We start from the raw sequence: 14344 nt of genomic DNA, 5'->3' as shown, positions 1-14344 counted from the left end.
GCGTCCAGGCGCTTAGCTGCCCTTGCCGCTCAGCCACGCCGGCTGCGCCACCACCAGGCGCGAGAAGCTGGCGATGCTGGCCACGGCGGCGAACCCTGCCGCCAGGCACAGCGCATACGTCGTGCCACGCGTGGCAGAAACGGTAAAGCAATACGCGACCAGCGCCGCGCCCGTCGCTTGGCCGATCAGGCGCGACGTGGCCACCACGCCGCTGGCGCCGCCAGCCCGCTCGGGCGGCGCGCTGCCCATGATGGCTTTCAGGTTCGGCGCCTGGAAAAAGCCGAAGCCGATGCCGCACAAGGCCATGCGCCAGCCGATGTCAAACACGCTGGGGTGCGCCGGTATCCACACCAGGGTCAGCAAGCCGCCCGCCAGCGCCGCCAGACCGATGCCGCCCAGCACGCCCGGCGAATAACGGTCGCTCAGGCGCCCGGCGACAGGCGCCATCACGGCCACCAGCACGGCCCACGGAGTCATCAAAAAGCCCGTCTCGACCGGAGAACGGCCCAGTGTCACTTCAAAATAGAATGGCAGCGAGACGAACGCCAGGCCCTGCGCGGCAAACGTGCAGATGGCCGTCAGCGACGACAGCAGGAATAATGGACGGCGAAACAGGTCGATCGGCAGCATCGGCGCCGCGTGCCCCGCCTGGCGGCGCAGCAGCAAGACAAAGAAAATCACCACGGCCACCAGTTCCGGCAGCAAGGTCGACAGGGCCGCGTGATGGGCCGCGTCGCCAAACAGCAAAATCAGCAAGCCGAAGGCGCCCACGTTGTACAGCGCCGTGCGCGCATCGAGGGTGTGGCCGGACAATTTGGTGGCCGGCAGCATGCGGCTGGCGAGGAAAAACCCAATCACGCCCAGCGGCACATTGATGGCGAACAGCCACGGCCACGATGCCGTCGCCAGGATCAGCGACGCGGCCGTGGGGCCGATGGCGAACGCGACTGCCACCACCAGCGCATTGTTGCCAAACGCGCGGCCCAGCAAATGTTTCGGGTACAGGGCGCGCAGCAGCGCCGTGTTGACGCTCATCATGGCGCTGGCACCGACGCCTTGAAACAGCCGCGCCACCACCAGCGAGGGCAAGGACCAGGCCAGCGCACAGGCGAGCGAGGCCAGGGTAAACAGAAGCATGCCGGAGATAAACACGCGCCGGTAGCCGGCGATTTCGCCGAGGGCGGAAAACGGCAGCAGGGTCGCCACCATGGCCAGCTGATAGACGTTGACGATCCAGACGGAGGCGGCCGGCGTCGTGTGCAGTTCGCTGGCAATGGCCGGCAAGGCCGTGTTGGCGATCGCCGTATCGAGCGAGGCCATGCCCACGCCGATGGCCAGCGCCAGCATGGCCCATAAACGGGCGCCCGGCGGCAAGCCGTCCTCGCCTACCATGACGGCTTGCGTGCGCCGCTGCCTAGTCTGCTGCATAAATACACTACCTGTTCATCTTGCTGATCCGGGCAATACACTAGCATGTATGCAAAAAACCTGCAGGACAGGCAAGCTTACTTCTGGCAATCGATGACCTTGAAATCTTTCGAATAACAGATGCGCAACTCGCCCGAGTGCTTTTCATAGCCGAGCCAGCGGCCCTTCAATTGCGGGTTGTGCTGCTTCATCCACTGGAACAACTCGTTTTTCGGCATGGTGGAATCCGGCAACTTCAAGGCCTGGAACAGTTCGCGCTCCTTCTCGAAATACTGCTTGGCGGTATCGAAATCGCAGGCGCCATGCTTTTCCCATTCACCCTGCAGCAAGGCTTCGCCCGGTTGCATGCACATATAGGGCAGGATCTCCGACGGCGCCAGTTTCGGCAGATTGCCCTTGCAGTAGCGCGGATGCATGTCCGTCTTGCGCGGCGGCGTCACGGAAATGTCTTCGCAGGTGGCCGGATTGGCAGACTGCGCCCACAGGCCATGCACGATCCAGCCGAACTGGTTGCTCTCGGCGCACTGGAAGGCAGCCTTTTTCGACACGGCGCCACGGCGGCGCTGGCTGTCGCAAAAGCCCGGCGACCACGACAGCGCCAGCATGAAGTAATCGGTGGGTACGTTCGTGCTTTGCTTGTAGCACGTGTTTTTCTCGTCCGACGGCTTCACGTCGTAATCGTAGTAACTGACGTTGCGCGGAATGGCGCAACTGGCGTCGGCCGCGTGGACGGCGCCAGCGGACAGGCTGAGGAAAACGGCGGCCAGTACAGTTCGAAATTGCATCAGGTTTCCCTTTCAGAATATAAAACGCCGGCAACTGAGTGCCGGCGCGGTATCAGTCAAACGTGTACATCAGCAAACTTTATGCATCCAGCCATGCGTATCGGCCGCCGTGCCATGTTGCAAGCCCAGCAGCGCTTCGCGCAGGGCCAGGGTGACGGCGCCGTTTTCATTGTTGTTGATGGTCATTTCAAAGCCATTGGCCTTGGCCACGCCCACGGGCGTGATGACGGCGGCCGTGCCGCAGGCGAACACTTCGGTCATGCGGCCCGAGGCGATGTCGTCGCGCCATTGCTGGACCGACAACTTACGCTCTTCCGTGGCATAGCCGAGGTCTTTCGCCATTTCCAGCAGGCTGCGGCGGGTGATGCCTGGCAGCAAGGTGCCCGTCAGTTCCGGCGTCACGACGGTGATCTTCTCGCCATCTTTATACACGAAGAACAAATTCATGCCGCCCATCTCTTCGATGAATTCGCGGTGAACGGCGTCCAGCCACACGACCTGGTCGCAGCCCTTCTCTTGCGCTTGCGACTGGGCCATCAGGCTGGCCGCGTAGTTGCCCGCGCACTTGGCTTCACCGGTGCCGCCCGGCGCGGCGCGCACGAAGTCTTCGCTGATCCATACGGTGACGGGTTTCACGCCTTTCGGGAAATAGGCGCCGGCTGGCGAGGCGAACAGCACGAACAGGTATTCTTCCGACGGACGCACGCCCAGGTACGGGTCGGTGGCGATCATCAGCGGACGCATGTACAGGCTCTCACCCGTATTCTTCGGCACCCAGTTGCGGTCTTGCGAAATGAGCGCGTCGCCCGCTTCCAGGAACAGCTCGACAGGAATGGCCGGCATGGCCAGGCGCGCGGCGCTGCGGTTGAAGCGCTCGGCATTTTGTTCCGGACGGAAAGTCTTGATGCTGCCGTCCGGCTGGGCAAACGCCTTGTAGCCTTCGAAGATGGCCTGGCCGTAGTGCAGCGACGAAGCGGACGGGTCCAGCATCAACGGGCCGTAAACCTTCAGTTCACCCTGCTGCCACTTGCCGTCGCGGTAAGGAATCACCACCATGTGGTCGGTAAAGATGCGGCCAAACGCCGGGTTGACCATGCGCGCGGCGCGCTCGGCGTCGGACAGGGGGTGGGCGGATGGGGTGACGACGAGATTCGGTGTGGAAGTGGTCATGGCGGCAATGGGAACTAGTGAACAGTATCCCTATTGTAGCGCCTATGACGCCCGATCAGGCAAACGGGGATGGCCCCCGCCACGCGACAACAGGGCACCATCATTTGCGAATGATTCTCGTTTGCGTTAAAATGTCAGCCTTCCTTCTTCCCGCCATGCCTGACGCACTGCATGGCGGCGCTATCGAAAGCCGCCATGACCACCTCCTCCCTCCCCCAGTTGCGCTCCAGCGCCGACGATGCGCCGCAGACTCGCCAGCTTGCCGCCCCGCAACAGCAACGCCGGCACTGGAACTGGAAGCAGGTGTGGTTTCAATTGCACTGGTTTATCGGCATCACGGCCGGCACGGTGCTGGTAATTATCGGCCTGAGCGGCGCCACCCTGGCCTTCAAGGATGAATTGCTGGACCTCATGAACCCCGGCGTGCGCCACGTCGCTGTGGAAAACCGCGCGCCGCTGACGCCAGCCCAGCTGAGCAACATTGCTGCCGTCGAACACGGCCAGCGCGTAGCCTCGATCACCATGTATGCAGAAGCGGGCGCGGCGCCACGCCTGTTCTTCGCACCGAAGAATGGCCAGCGGCGCGGCGAGTCCATCTATGTGCATCCGTACACGGGCGCGACCCAGCCGGCGCTGGCGGGCGCGGAATTTTTCGAGTGGACGGAGTCCTTGCACCGCTGGCTGCTGCTGCCGCGCGATCCGGGCCGGCAAGTGGCGGGCGCACTGGCCCTGTGCCTGCTGGGGTTGGCATTGTCGGGCCTGTATCTGCGCTGGCCCCGCCGTCCGCTGGACTGGCGCACCTGGCTGACCTTCGATCCGGCCCTGAAAGGCCGTTCCTTCCTATGGAATCTGCATGCCGTGGCCGGCACCTGGTGCCTGGTCGTCTACGTGGCGCTGACCCTGACGGGGATTTACTGGAGCTACGACGTGGTGCGCGACAATATCGACGCCTGGGCCGGCAAGCCGCCAAGGATGGCACAGGCGCCCGCGAAAAAAGGCGGCGGCAAGGCGCCCGCCGTCGACATCAGCCTGGCCTGGACCAGCTTCCAGCAGCACGCCGCCGGCTGGACCCTGGCCAGCGTGCGCCTGCCGACGCGCGCTGGAGAAGCCGTGCAATTCACGTGGCTGGCCAGCGATGCGCCGCACGAACGGGCGCGCAGCCGCATGAGCATTGCACCGGCCGACGGCACGCTCACGGAAAACGAACCGTACAGCCAGCAGGCGCTTGGTGCGCGCCTCGTCAACATCATTTATCCGCTGCATATGGGCACGTATTTCGGTTTGCCGGGCCGCATCATCGTCACCGTGGCCAGCCTGGGCCTGCCCCTGTTCGCCATCACGGGCTGGATGCTGTATCTGGGCCGCCGCAAGGCTAAGCGGGCTGTGCAGGCGCAGCGCACCATGCTGGGCGCCGGTGCTCCGGGCAAAACGGATACAGGTTTGCCGACCCTCGTCGCCTACGCCAGCCAATCGGGCCAGGCCGAACGCCTGGCCCTGGAAAGCGCGCGCGCCCTGCAGCAAGCGGGCGTGGCCGTCGACGTGCAATCGCTGGACCGTTTTGATCCCGCGCAATTGCGCCAGTACGAACGGGCACTGATCGTCGCCAGCACCTTTGGCGAAGGCGAGGCGCCGGACGGCACGCGCCGCTTTGCGCGCCTGCTGCACGCAACAGCAGGCACGCCGCTGGCGGGCCTGGAATTCGGCATGCTGGCCCTCGGCGACCGCCACTACAGCGCCTTCTGCGGCTTTGGCCATGCGCTGGCGCAACAATTACACGCGCTGGGCGCCACTTCTCTGTTCCCCTTGATCGAGGTGGACAAGCACGACCCCGCCGCCTTGGCCGGCTGGTCCAAGGCGCTGGCCCGCTGCAGCGGCAGCGCCATCGACGCCATCGGCGTGCAGGAAGAAGCGTCGTATGCCGAGTGGCGCCTGGCGCGCCGCGTGCTGCTCAACCCGGGCAGCCTGGGCGGCGAACTGCATGAAATCACCTTGACGGGCCCGGCCGACGCCACCTGGGAAGCGGGTGCGCTGGCGGAAATCATTCCCTGCAACGCGGATGGCAGCGATGGCGAGGGTAGCCACCCCGACAGTGCCCATCACGCGCCGCGCAGCTATTCGCTCGCTTCGCTGCCATCCGACGGCGAACTGCAATTACTGGTGCGCCAGGAGCGCCATGCGGGCGAGGAAAACCAGGGCCATGGCCTCGCTTCCGGCTGGCTCACGCGCTTCGCCCCGCTAGGCAGCCCCATCCGCCTGCGCCTGCAAGCCAATCCCGCCTTCGCGCCGGCCCTGGTCGACGTGCCCTGCATATATATCGGCAACGGTTCCGGCCTGGCCGGCCTGCGTGCGCACCTGCGCGCGCGCCAGCGGGCGGGGCTGGCCCGCAACTGGCTGCTGTTTGGCGAGCGCCAGCAAGCTTTTGACAGCGTCTGCGGCGCAGAGTTGCAAGGCTGGCTGGACACTGGCCATCTGGCACGCCTGGACCGTGTCTTTTCGCGCGATGGCAAGGATGGTGGCACACGGCAATACGTACAGGATCGCCTGCGCGCCAGCGCGAATGAACTGCGCGAGTGGCTGGCGCAAGGCGCCATCGTCTACGTGTGCGGCAGCCTGCAAGGCATGGCCACAGGAATCGATGCTGTACTGCAAGAATTGCTGGGCCAGGAGGGACTCGACGCCTTGCTGGCGGCCGGACGCTACCGCCGCGACGTGTATTGATCTGCCTCAGCCCATCGCCAGCACGGCCCGGCTATGTGGGCAGGCGCACTGTCGGCGCCAGCCATCGGGATAGAGTGGAGACATTCCCCCCACCGACTGCGAGGCTAGCCATGAAAAACCCCTGGATGAGCATGTACCTGAGCGCGGCCAACCGCATCGCCAACACGGCGCGCGGCCATGCGACGGCCGCCGTCAAGCGCGAAGCGGCGAAAAATACGCGGCAACTGACGCAAGTGTGGTTCGATTCCTTTCTGCCGCCAACAGGCAAGCCACGGCGCAGCCGCAAGGCCAAATAAGCCTGTGGCAACAGGCGAACTGGTGCGGTGCACCACAGCAATAAGTTGAAGTTACGACCAGATGAACTAAACTGCAAGCATGGTAGTGCATAAGGAAGTGACCGGCAGGCGCCGCATCCCCGCGCCGCCGCCGGGACACCGGGAGACGACCATGTTGACGCTCAAAGTGCTGGCCTGCCTTGCCTTGTCGGCCCTGCTGCTCGCGCCCCTCGTGTTACGGGATACGATGCAGTTGTCCGCCGGGCAGCAGCTGCAGGTGCCGAATGTCGATGCCCATGCCATTTGGGCTCACTGGCCTAAGCATTAATAATACGCGCGGCTGAGAAAACGCCGCTGGCTGCGCTGCTTTCAGCGGAGCTCGCTAGTGGCGTTCACATTCAAAAACCGCTTTGTTGCCGGTGGGAATTTGTTCTCTTCACCGATCAGTTTTTCTAGTTTTCCTCAAACGCTCTTCACTGCACATTTGATCCAAGTCATGGATTTCCCTCTTCGCCGCGTCCACACTGGAACAGTCCGCTTCGCACCGCGACGGACTTAACCTGGAGCATCGGCATGGGTAAATCGCATTGGAAGGATGAGATGGCGCTGGGGGTTCCCGTCATCGACGAGGCGCATGAGGCGCTGTTTCAGGAGCTCGCGCGCCTGCAGCAACTGGGCGACCAGCATTTCAGCGTGGCGTTTCGCGAGCTGATTGCGGCCGTCGAACGCGATTTCCGCGAGGAAGAGGATTTGATGGAAGAAATCGCCTTTCCCTCGCTGGCCAACCACCGGGAACAGCATGCGCGCGTGCTCAGCGGCTTGCACCATGCCTGGGCCGCCGTCGATGAAGGCGACCTGGAACAGGGCCGCCATGCGCTGTCGCTCTTGCCGCAATGGCTGATCTTCCACCAGGCCACCATGGACCTGGCCCTGGCGGCGGCGCTGGAACTGGTGCAGCGCCAGCCGAACTAGCCGCTACAGCAGCAGCACCGTGGCTTGCTCGGGCATGACGACGCGGTAGTGTCCCGGGTATTTGTCTTCGCCGTCGAAAATCTTGCAAAACACGGGCTGGTTGATATCGTTGACGGCCGCCTCGTTCATGGGCAAGGTGGCAATCAATTGCTCGCCATCCATCAACTGCAAGGCGCTGCCCCGCTCGGCTGCGCAAAAGGCCAGCGATTGCACGTCGCTGGCGAACGGCCGCTTGTACCACGGCGTGATGGCCCGCACGGCGCGCCGGGCGTCCTGCAAGACTTGCCCCACGCGCGTGACGTTCCACGCATCGCGCGCCACGGACGGCTGGAGGACGATATTCGCCGTCAGCTCGCCCCTGCCCTTGTTCACCAGGAAAGCACCATCCTGCGCGGCGATGTCATCGTTGAGCGGCACGACGAACACGCCGCCGCTGGACACCTTGATCGGCACGGGCGCGCCATAGCCTTGCAAGGCCACGCGCACGTCGTCGATGGTGGCGCTCAGCTTGGCAGGAATCAGGCGCAGGGCCATCACCACGCTGCCGCTCGACACTTGCCACACTTTCCTGGCCGTCAGATAACTTTCGCGATACGCCGTGAAGCGCACGCGTGGCGCCTTGGCGTCGCTGCTGGCCGTGATCGTCACCGTTTGCGACGGCAAGGCGTCCTCTGCGCTCGCAGTTACCTCTGGCGCCGATGCTTCGGATGTGGCCGGCGCAACGGGCGGCGATTCGGCGGCGGGCGGCACGCTGGCACTCTGCAGCGGCGCGGGAACAGCCGGCGGCGGCGCGTGCTCCTGGGCCTGGCCCAGCGACACGACACACAACCATCCGGCACAAGCGATCCATGTACGCATGCATTTCTTTCAATGAGGAAAATATTTTATCAGCGCCTGCATTATCGCAGAAGGCCGGACGATGCGCGCCACAGCCCCAATCGCACTCTTTTGGTGCGCACGCTTGATTATTTGGCAAATATCACCTATATTGATAATGATTCTTATTCACAAATGTGACAGGAATCATGCTCATCTTTCCACTGCCAGGCGCGAGTGGAACTGCTATCCAAGCCAGACCACGGGCCAGCGTCACGCCATCCCCCCAGCTACTGCGCACCTCGCCAGACGAGATAGGAACACACACGACTAAAAATACTCCAGGAAAATAATGCAATCGACCACCGTCTTCTCTTCTTCGCGCCAGCCCGCCTTGCGCCCCCTGCCCCGTTTATTACACATCAGCCTGCTAAGTCTTGCCGCCGGCGTGGTCTTGCCGGCACACGCAACCGACGCCGCCACGGCCGACGTCACCATGCCGGCCGTCACTGTGCTGGGCCAGTCGATGGCCACCACGGAAGGCACGCAGTCGTACACGGCAGGCGAAACGCGCAGCGCCACGCGCATGGACCTGTCCCTGCGCGAGACGCCGCAATCGGTCAGCGTCATCACGCGCCAGTTGCTCGACGACCTGGGCGCCGTGCGCCTGGACCAGGCGCTGGCGCAGACGACGGGCATCCAGGTTGGCCAGAACGACACGGAGCGCACGACCTTTTATGCGCGCGGCTTCGGCATCAACAATCTCCAGATCGATGGCATGGCGCGTGGCGGCAATGCACCGCTGCAAGACACGATTTTGTACGACCGCATCGAGGTCGTGCGCGGCGCCACCGGCCTGATGGGCGGCAAAGGCGACCCGTCGGCCACCATCAACATGATACGCAAGCGACCCACGAAAACCTTCCAGGCCAGCGCCGGCCTGATCATGGGCCGCTGGGATGACCAGCGCTTCGAGGCCGACCTGTCCACCCCGCTGAACGCGGAAGGCAGCGTGCGCGCGCGCACGGCCCTGGCCTGGCAAAAACGCGATTCCTACCTGGACATGTATCACGAACGCAAGACGGTCGGCATGGTCATCGTCGAGGCGGACGTCCATCCCGGCACCCTGCTGACGGCCGGCGTCGACTTCCAGGACAACAAGCCCACAGGCGCCACCTGGGGCGCCGTGCCCTACTGGAACGCGGACGGCAGTCTGGCGAACTTGCCACGCAACACCAGCTGGACAGCGCCATGGAGCACCTGGGCCGAAAAGCAGCACACGGTATTTACGTCGCTGGACCAGCGCCTGCCCGGCAACTGGAATCTGCACCTCGGCTATGCGCGCACGGAAAGCACGAACCGAACCACCGTTCTGTATGCGGGCGAAGGTCATCCCGATCCCGCCACGGGCAAAGGCATGGAACTGTGGACGGGCGCCTGGGGCGCGGGCAAGAAGAACAGCGACAATTTCGACGTCTACGCCAGCGGGCCATTTACCTTGCTCGGACGCAAGCACACGGCCATCGTCGGCTGGAATGGCAATAACGGCCGGGACAATTCGATAGGCGGCAAGGCGAAAATCGACTATGAACCTTTGGTCCCTGATTACCGCAGCTGGACAGGCAACATTCCCCGCCCCGTGTTCCACCCGGACGGCTCGCACACGGAAAAAGTCACGCGCCTGGCGGGCGGCTATGTCGCCACGCGCCTGAGCCTGGCCGACCCGCTGCACGTGATCATCGGCGCGCGCAGCAGCACTTACCGCACGGATACACGCGATTACAACACGCAAGGCGTGTACACGGGCAGCGGCGACTTTGTGGAAACGCGCAATGAAGTCACGCCCTACGTGGGCGCCGTGTTCGACATCAACAAGCAGTATTCGGCTTACGCCAGCTTCACGCAGCTGTTCAATCCGCAATCGAGCAAGGACCGCAACAACCAGTTCCTGGCGCCGGAAACGGGCGACAATGCGGAGCTGGGCATCAAGGGGGAATTCTATGAAGGCAAGCTGAATGCGTCGGCCGCCCTGTTCCACACGAAGAAAAAGAATCTGGCGGAACTCGACCGCACGGTGCCGCCCGGCTTTTTGCTGCCCGATGGCGGCCAGGCCATGGTGGCCAACGGCGCCGGCGTGACGGCCAAGGGCGTCGAGTTCGACGTCTCCGGCCAATTGTCTCCCGCCTGGGAAGCGAGCGGCGGCTATACCTATCTGCACGCAGCCGAGGCCGATGGCCGCCGCGCCGCCACCACGCAGCCGCGCCATTTGCTGCGCCTGGCCACCAGCTACCGTTTCGACGGCCGCCTGGCCGGCTTAAAAGCGGGCGCCAGCATGACGGCGCAAAGCGCCACCTACAGCGAATCGTGGTACGGCCGCCCGCCCTCGGGCAGAATCACGAACATCCCGCAAGCCGGCTACGCGCTGTTCAACGCCATGGCCAGCTATGCCATCAACCGCCATGCCAGCGTGCAGCTGAACGTGAATAACTTGCTCGATAAAAAGTACTACCGCAACGTGGGCTTCTTCGACGGCGTATTCTGGGGCGAACCGCGCAACATCAGCCTGGCGGTGCGCACGGCGTTTTAAGCGCGCCAGTGCGCGGGCGCGGGCAGGGTAAAACCTTCGAGCAAGGGGCCGCCCACGGGCGCCAGCACGGCGGCGGCGACTTGCTCGAACGCATGCTGCCCGGCCGGCAAGTCGCTGGCGACCAGGCGCAGCGCGCCATCGAGCTGGTCGGCGATGGCGGCGTCGAAGGCCTGCAGGCGGCGAAACAGGTGCTTGCCCTCGCCGCTCCATTCACCCGCCGCGCGCAAGTGCAGGTCGGCCAGCGCCGGATACAGCTGACAGGCCACGGCCAGCGCCTCGCCCGGATGCCGGCTGTCGACCAGGTCTTCCACCGCGGTGGTGATGGCGTAGCGGCGCCGCAGTAAATTGTCGGCGTCCAGCACGGGCGGCCCGGCGGCGGCGAATGCTTGCGCCAGCGCCAGCAACTGCGCGTGCTGCGGTCCGGGCGCGGCGATGTTCTCGCCTTCGAGCACCATCATCGCCAGCGGCACCCTGCCGCCTGGCGCATCGATTTCCTTGCAAAAATACGTGTACGTGGCCACGTCGTGCGCGAACAGTTCCACCGTGCGCCCTTCGGCCACGAGCGTGTCGCGCCAGGCGCAATCGACGTGGTCGAACAGCAGCAGCAAGTCGATATCGGAACTGGGCGTTTGCCGGCCTGTGGCGAACGAGCCGCCGATGATGGCCGCCACGGCCGTGGGGTAGCGCTGTCGCACCAGCCGCGCGGCAATCGCGCGGATATCGTCATAGCTGGGAATCGTCGTCAAAGCCAGTGCTCCGTGCCGAAAAAACCTATCCTACACGCAATATGCACGCTGCCGCCATCCTGCTACACTGGCGCTCTCCGATCAAGGAACAGACATGGAATACGATTGCATCGTGGTGCCCTCGCCCGTGGGCGAACTGACCCTGGTGGCGCGCGGCGCGGCCCTGGCCGCCATCCTGTGGGAAAACGACAAGCCCAACCGCGTGCGCCTGGGCGCGATGCGCGTCGATGACGGTTGCGCCGTGCTGCGGGAAACGGCGCGCCAGCTGGGGGAATATTTCGCCGGCACGCGCCAGCGTTTTGAGGTGCCGCTCAATTTTGCCGGCACGCCATTCCAGCAGGAAGTGTGGCGCGCGCTGCTGACGATACCGTATGGCCAGACGCGCAGCTATGGCGAGATCGCGCGCCAGATCGGCCGGCCCGCCGCCGTGCGCGCCGTGGGCGCCGCCAACGGCAAGAATCCCATTTCCATCATCGCCCCCTGCCACCGGGTCATCGGCGCCACGGGCGAGTTGACGGGCTTCGCGGGCGGCCTGCATGCCAAGGAAACCTTGTTGGCGCTGGAAGGCATCACCCTGTCCAGCGACCGCGAAGCGCTGAAAACGGGCCACGCCCGCCGCCGCGCCGTGCCCATCAATACGGCGCAAGGCTGCTTGTTTTAGGCTGCAGCATCGCGCCCCTTGTGGGATACTCACGCCCCCGTTCAAGCAAACACATCTTATGCCCTATCTTGTCATCCTGTTTTTTGTCGTTCTGTATTTGCTGGCCACCTTCTTTTTCCACATCCCCGCCCTCGTCGCCCTCGTGTATGGCGTGCTGAGCCTGAGCTGTTTCGTTGCCTACGCGATCGACAAATCGGCCGCAAAAGAGGGACGCTGGCGCACATCGGAACGCACCCTGCTGCTATTGGGACTGCTGTGCGGCTGGCCTGGCGCCGTGCTGGCCCAGCAATGGCTGCGCCACAAGTCCAGCAAGCGCTCGTTCCGCATCGTGTTCTGGATCACGGTCGCCCTCAATATCGGCGCCTTCGTGTATTTCAGCATGCATTACGCGGCACCCGATATCGGCACGGAAGTAGCGCCCATTGAACTGTAAAACGGTTTTCCGCCAAGATGTAACAATTATTGCAGCGCATTGTTCTTGAAATGATCACCTGTCAGAATATCAATATTCACGATATTCAAGCTAATTCATTTACACGGGAAAGCCCTTTTCGACCATGCGTACTTTGCAAATCCACCATTCCTTCTTGTTCCGCCTTGCCGCAGCGATTTGTTTCGCCATCACCTTGGCGGGCTGCACCAGCTATCGCTTTATTCCGCCGGACTCGGATGCCGGGCGTCAATGCGTGACGAGCTGCGGGACCAATCAACAGATATGCATTGCCGGCAAGGAGCAGGTTGCTGCGGCCCAGGCACAAGCTTGCGAGATGCGCAACGTCAGTACCGTTTCCATCTGCCTGGCAGTGGCGAAAACCGATGCGGACCGGGAACTGTGCTCGAAGAAACGCCAATATTGTTCCTCCAGCACATCTGGAACGTGGCAATGCGAGTCAGACTACAGAGCCTGCTATACGCAATGCGGCGGCCGGATCGAAGAAAGCGAATAATCGATCGCAAGGCTGATGCCGCCGAACGAGAGGCCGGCGCGGCAGGCTTGATTGATCTTGTTACTCGCCCAGCAGGCGCAGCGATTCCAGCCAGTCCGCCTTCCATTCGCGCAGCAACGGTTGCGTGGCGAAGGCCTTCTTCAGGTGCGCCATCGGCACGCGGTGCACGTCGTGCAGGCCGAACGCCAACGTCACCGGATGCCACAGGTGGCTGTTCTTGCCGCCGCGCGAATTCTTGCGCACGCGCGCGCCATCGTCGCCAAAGATACCCACGCCGCTGGCCATTCCCTGGTCCAGGTCGACCTTGCCCACACCGGCAAAGGCCAGCAAAATCTGCTCGCGGCCCAGGCCCTTCAAGGCGCTGGGCAAGACCACAGGCGCCTTGTCCGCCTGCGCTTCAGCGGGCTGCGGATGCTGCAACTCCTTGAGCAAACGCAACAAATCGCGCTCCTGGAAGTGCAAACCGTCCAAGGGCACGCGCAGTCCCGGCGCCTTCAGCTCGATGGCGATGTTGCCCGAGTCGCGCGTAAAACGCAGCCAGACATCGTCCGCACCCGAAGCGTCCGCACCCGAAGCCAGGTGCTGCTTGTCGCCGATGAACACGACGGGCGCCGCATAGCGCGTCACGCCGTCATGGAACAGCTCGGCCCATGCTTCGCTGTAATCGAGCCAGACAAACGGCAAGCCGCCCTGCTCCAGCAAACGCGCCAGGGTCCACGGCGTGCCCGTCTCTTGCGCCAGCCAGGCACAGGCTTCGATTGCGGTGGCGCGGTATGGCAGGGATAGGGAGGTCATGGCGGTTCCATCGATAAAAGTGGAGCGCAGTGTAGCAGACGCCGTCACCATCGCTTCGGCAGGCGCATCCGGCACGCCCTTCCTGCGCGATGTGCTAGGCTGGAAACAGCAGCACGCGCCACGGCCACCTCGGCAGCATGGCGCACCACCGCGAGGAGATCATCATGCATTCGAGCACCAACGCCGCCACCGCACCCGCCCCGCCGCCAGAGCGCGATTCGCCCACCCCGGCCAATGAAGGCCATGCCGAGGAAGCACTCGATGAAGCGCTCAAGGAAAGCTTTCCGGCCAGCGACCCGATCGCCATTGCCGTGCCTAAACCGCCGAGCAAGCCACCTGCCGGTAGGTCGGCTTAACCAGCAGGACGTCAGCCGACGACACCACCGTCGCGGCCAACAATATTGTCGGATTACGCGCGGCCTTGCCCCGCTAATCCGACCTACT

At 63.8% G+C, this 14344-nt stretch carries 15 protein-coding genes; 9 read left to right on the top strand and 6 right to left on the bottom strand.

What is annotated here, in order from left to right; genetic code table 11:
• Window positions 1-12: 12 nt before the first annotated feature.
• The 3 genes from HWE17_RS25375 to HWE17_RS25365 form a co-directional block, all read right to left on the bottom strand.
• Complete coding sequence (locus tag HWE17_RS25375) at window positions 13-1428, bottom strand: MFS transporter (protein WP_176390701.1); 1416 nt, start codon at window positions 1426-1428, stop codon at window positions 13-15.
• Window positions 1429-1505: 77 nt separating this feature from the next.
• On the bottom strand, window positions 1506-2213 hold the full coding sequence (locus HWE17_RS25370) for a hypothetical protein (protein ID WP_217916885.1): 708 nt from the start codon (window positions 2211-2213) through the stop codon (window positions 1506-1508).
• 69 nt (window positions 2214-2282) lie between these two features.
• Complete coding sequence (locus HWE17_RS25365) at window positions 2283-3383, bottom strand: branched-chain amino acid aminotransferase (RefSeq protein ID WP_176390700.1); 1101 nt, start codon at window positions 3381-3383, stop codon at window positions 2283-2285.
• A 195-nt stretch (window positions 3384-3578) separates the two neighbouring features.
• Between HWE17_RS25365 and HWE17_RS25360 the strand changes: the two genes are divergently transcribed.
• The 4 genes from HWE17_RS25360 (at window position 3579) to HWE17_RS25345 (ending at window position 7348) form a co-directional block, all read left to right on the top strand.
• Complete coding sequence (locus tag HWE17_RS25360) at window positions 3579-6101, top strand: sulfite reductase flavoprotein subunit alpha (RefSeq protein ID WP_176390699.1); 2523 nt, start codon at window positions 3579-3581, stop codon at window positions 6099-6101.
• Window positions 6102-6211: 110 nt separating this feature from the next.
• Entirely contained in the window at window positions 6212-6397 is a 186-nt protein-coding gene (locus tag HWE17_RS25355; RefSeq protein WP_099402374.1) for a hypothetical protein, read from the top strand.
• Between the two features lie 151 nt (window positions 6398-6548).
• The gene (locus tag HWE17_RS25350) at window positions 6549-6704 is read left to right on the top strand and encodes a hypothetical protein (RefSeq protein WP_176390698.1); all 156 of its coding nucleotides are present in this window, start codon (window positions 6549-6551) and stop codon (window positions 6702-6704) included.
• Window positions 6705-6949: 245 nt separating this feature from the next.
• The gene (locus HWE17_RS25345) at window positions 6950-7348 is read left to right on the top strand and encodes a bacteriohemerythrin (protein WP_034757497.1); all 399 of its coding nucleotides are present in this window, start codon (window positions 6950-6952) and stop codon (window positions 7346-7348) included.
• 3 nt (window positions 7349-7351) lie between these two features.
• Here HWE17_RS25345 and HWE17_RS25340 read toward each other — a convergent pair whose 3' ends face one another.
• Complete coding sequence (locus HWE17_RS25340; RefSeq protein ID WP_176390697.1) at window positions 7352-8206, bottom strand: hypothetical protein; 855 nt, start codon at window positions 8204-8206, stop codon at window positions 7352-7354.
• A gap of 310 nt (window positions 8207-8516) precedes the next feature.
• Here HWE17_RS25340 and HWE17_RS25335 point away from each other — a divergent pair, with 310 nt between their 5' ends.
• Window positions 8517-10751, top strand: a complete 2235-nt coding sequence (locus HWE17_RS25335) for a TonB-dependent siderophore receptor (protein WP_176390696.1) — start codon at window positions 8517-8519, stop codon at window positions 10749-10751.
• Here the strand turns inward: HWE17_RS25335 and HWE17_RS25330 are convergent.
• Window positions 10748-11497 carry a nucleotidyltransferase domain-containing protein gene (locus tag HWE17_RS25330; protein ID WP_176390695.1) on the bottom strand — a complete coding sequence of 250 codons (750 nt, stop codon included), beginning with the start codon at window positions 11495-11497 and terminating at the stop codon, window positions 10748-10750. The two genes, HWE17_RS25335 and HWE17_RS25330, sit on opposite strands and share 4 nt — an antisense overlap.
• 94 nt (window positions 11498-11591) lie before the next feature.
• Between HWE17_RS25330 and HWE17_RS25325 the strand changes: the two genes are divergently transcribed.
• From HWE17_RS25325 to HWE17_RS25315, 3 genes are all read left to right on the top strand, one after another.
• A complete protein-coding gene (locus HWE17_RS25325; RefSeq protein ID WP_176390694.1) occupies window positions 11592-12158 on the top strand; it encodes a methylated-DNA--[protein]-cysteine S-methyltransferase in 567 nt (188 codons plus the stop codon).
• 58 nt (window positions 12159-12216) lie between these two features.
• Window positions 12217-12591: a DUF1294 domain-containing protein gene (locus HWE17_RS25320; RefSeq protein ID WP_176390693.1), complete on the top strand. Its 375-nt coding sequence runs from the start codon at window positions 12217-12219 to the stop codon at window positions 12589-12591.
• Between the two features lie 124 nt (window positions 12592-12715).
• Window positions 12716-13105: a hypothetical protein gene (locus tag HWE17_RS25315; RefSeq protein ID WP_176390692.1), complete on the top strand. Its 390-nt coding sequence runs from the start codon at window positions 12716-12718 to the stop codon at window positions 13103-13105.
• A gap of 60 nt (window positions 13106-13165) precedes the next feature.
• Here the strand turns inward: HWE17_RS25315 and HWE17_RS25310 are convergent, their stop codons facing one another.
• A complete protein-coding gene (locus HWE17_RS25310; RefSeq protein WP_099402381.1) occupies window positions 13166-13900 on the bottom strand; it encodes a hypothetical protein in 735 nt (244 codons plus the stop codon).
• Window positions 13901-14064: 164 nt separating this feature from the next.
• Between HWE17_RS25310 and HWE17_RS25305 the strand changes: the two genes are divergently transcribed.
• A complete protein-coding gene (locus HWE17_RS25305) occupies window positions 14065-14256 on the top strand; it encodes a hypothetical protein (protein ID WP_176390691.1) in 192 nt (63 codons plus the stop codon).
• Window positions 14257-14344: the final 88 nt, after the last annotated feature.

The organism is Janthinobacterium sp. BJB401, assembly GCF_013372745.1.
Taxonomy (GTDB): Bacteria; Pseudomonadota; Gammaproteobacteria; order Burkholderiales; family Burkholderiaceae_D; genus Janthinobacterium; species Janthinobacterium rivuli.
This window is presented reverse-complemented; position numbering and strand designations above follow the sequence as displayed.